The organism is Carnobacterium sp. (genome assembly GCF_032094055.1).
GTDB lineage: Bacteria > Bacillota > Bacilli > Lactobacillales > Carnobacteriaceae > Carnobacterium_A.
In genome coordinates this window covers 18,019-20,665 of the sequence record NZ_DAMDAK010000024.1, presented here as the reverse complement: position 1 = coordinate 20,665, position 2,647 = coordinate 18,019, and the positions used below count along the sequence as shown (strand labels likewise).

At 37.0% G+C, this 2,647-nt stretch carries 3 protein-coding genes; 2 read left to right on the top strand and 1 reads right to left on the bottom strand.

All coding sequences use genetic code 11. The annotated features are described in order from the left end of the window. Positions 1-1,079 (top strand): PQQ-dependent sugar dehydrogenase (locus RT405_RS05535; RefSeq protein ID WP_313468259.1); only part of this gene is annotated, 1,079 nt, incomplete at its 5' end. Positions 1,080-1,571: 492 nt separating this feature from the next. Continuing rightward, a complete protein-coding gene (locus tag RT405_RS05530) occupies positions 1,572-1,832 on the top strand; it encodes a hypothetical protein (protein WP_313468257.1) in 261 nt (86 codons plus the stop codon). Between the two features lie 172 nt (positions 1,833-2,004). On the opposite strand, the gene RT405_RS05525 is transcribed toward RT405_RS05530, so the two are convergent. Next, positions 2,005-2,647, bottom strand: a 643-nt coding sequence (locus tag RT405_RS05525; RefSeq protein WP_313468256.1) for a competence protein ComK, incomplete at its 5' end; no start/stop codon positions are given.

Genomic DNA, 2,647 nt, shown 5'->3' with positions numbered 1-2,647 from the left:
CAGCAAGTGTTGAAGTAGTAGAGGCATATCCGGATTTGATGTTCGAAGAGCCGCTGTACTACACAACGATCAATGATCAAGACAATACAGCTTTTGTAGTGGAACGAACGGGGAAGATCCGTTATTTTGAAAATCAACCGGATACTAAAGAAACGTCTACTTTTATTGATTTAAGCAGTAAAATCAGTACGGAAGGAAATGAGATGGGGCTTTTAGGGCTGGCATTTCATCCTGACTTTGAACAAAATGGCTATTTCTTTGTGAATTATACTTCTGATGAAGGCACAGTGATTGCCAGATTCGAAGCGAATCCAACAACACTTGAAGTAAAGATAGAAACGGAAAAAATCATTTTAACTTTTCCACAACCTTATGCAAACCATAATGGTGGACATCTAGCATTTGGCCCAGATGGTTATTTGTATATTGGCGTTGGTGACGGTGGAGGAAGCGGAGATCCGAAAGGAAATGCCCAGAGTTTAACTGAACTCTACGGGAAATTACTGCGTATCGACGTTGACCAATCCACTAATGGGCAAACTTATGGGATACCGGCAGACAATCCGTTTGCGGCTAATACAGACGATTACCGCGAAGAGATCTACGCTTATGGCTTACGTAATCCATGGCGCTTTAGTTTCGATACGGAAAAAGATCGACTTTGGTTAGCAGATGTCGGGGAGAATACGATTGAAGAAATCGATTGGATTGAAAAGGGTCAAAACTATGGCTGGAACTTGAAAGAAGGAACCAATGAGTTTAATCCAGCTGGTTCTGTAAATCCTTCCAAATTAATGGATCCCATTTATGAATATGATCATACAGAAGGACAGCCCATCACTGGAGGATATGTCTATTACGGCAAAGAAAATCCCAGCTTAACCGGCAGCTATATCTATGGTGATTTTGTTTCTGGTAAAATTTGGGCATTATGGAAGCCTGATGGAGCAGCAGAAAGTAAAAATGTGAAGTTGGCTGATACAGATTTAATGGTCTCATCGTTTGGCGTAGACCAAGCTGGAGAATTGATCATCGTTGATTTTAGTGGGAAGCTGTATACAATGAAAGAAAAGAATTAACTGTCTGAGTGATCCTAATCTAATAGCCGGTTATTTGATTCTTACACTTTTCAAAAATCTATTAGATTTGTTAATCTCAAGGTAAAATGAGATAATGATAATAGAAAAAGAGGACATGCTGATAACATGCCCTCAAATGTAGAACCGTTTAAGACGGCAGCAAATTTAGAACGTTAAGAAATAACCGTTAATTTGCTAAAGTTATGGACGGTTATTTCTTTTTGTCGTTATTTAGCTTTATCAGTACAACGACTAGACCAAAGCAGTAGAATTTGAACAAACAATTTTACACGAATCCTCTTTTAAGGCAGTTGAAAATGAACTTTTTTTCATAAATGAAAAGAATCACTAGAGTATTCAGGGAATAAGGGGTATTATAAAAGTGAATGGATTCTAAAAGCTTTAGTAGATAATGTAACCGCTTCGAAATGAAAAGCTTTAAGAATTCAATTCACTATACATTAAAGCAGAAGAGTACAAGGAGGCAGAAAAATGGAAAAACAAGAAGTTTTTTCAGGTTATTTCAGTGGACATGTAGAGGGAAAAGAAGTGGTACTGCATTATGCAGAGAGTAAAGACCTGGCACATACTTATGTATTTGAAACAGAACAGGAAGCTGCAATTTTTTATGATATGTGCTTAAGAATCGGTGAAATTACTTCAGAAGTGTCAGAAAGTAAACAAGCTTTGGTTCATCAAGTATTAATTAAAGAGAACCTTAAAGGAAAAAAATACGAAGCAACTGTGTATTAAATGAGAAGGTCAGCACATACTATAGTTAGTGGCCTGACTAAAATTAGATAAAATATTATGCGAATAACAGAGAAGAAACTGGATTTTTCCACTTTCTTCTCTATTTTTTTGCTCATTCATATATTTTAATTTTTAAAAATAATTGTAAGTAGGGCGGACTTATTAAGAGAAGTCAGCTGAAATTGAAAGGAAAAGGTGGGATTTTAAAGTGGTTCATGATTTCCTCAATATAAGGATTTTCTTCGCCTAATATCCGTGTTAACCCTTCTTGGATTTTAAAGTAATCTAAGTAACAGAAATAATCACGTAATGTAAAGAATTCTGGTAGTACAGGTGTATGGAATTGCAGGCGTTTTTGAATAACATTGCGTTCTGCTTGGTAATTGAAGTCAGGAACGAGATGAAAAATCGACATTACTTCGCCTTTTAAAAGCTGTTGTACATAGTAAAGACTAGCTGCCCGCTCTAACTGATCATGATAGCCGTGTTTACCCAATGGCAGCAACAAACGATGTTGATTTCGGCAAAATAAATAGGTCAGACCGTCTTTAGCGTTTTTCTCTGCATGCAATACATGGTGCATACCGTACCAATTCGTATGAGCAGAGCTGGGGCCTTTTTCAGGAACAAAGGCTTCTTCTCCAAGAACATAAGGGCAACATTTCTGAATACCCATACTTCTTCCTAGTAAGCTAATGGTTTTATAAGAGATTCCTTTGTGTTTAAAATAACGTTCCATGATCTCACCTGAATATTCAGTCGTTTTTAAGGGAGCTTGATTTAACTGAAAAACGATCGTATTGAACGGGGAGGCT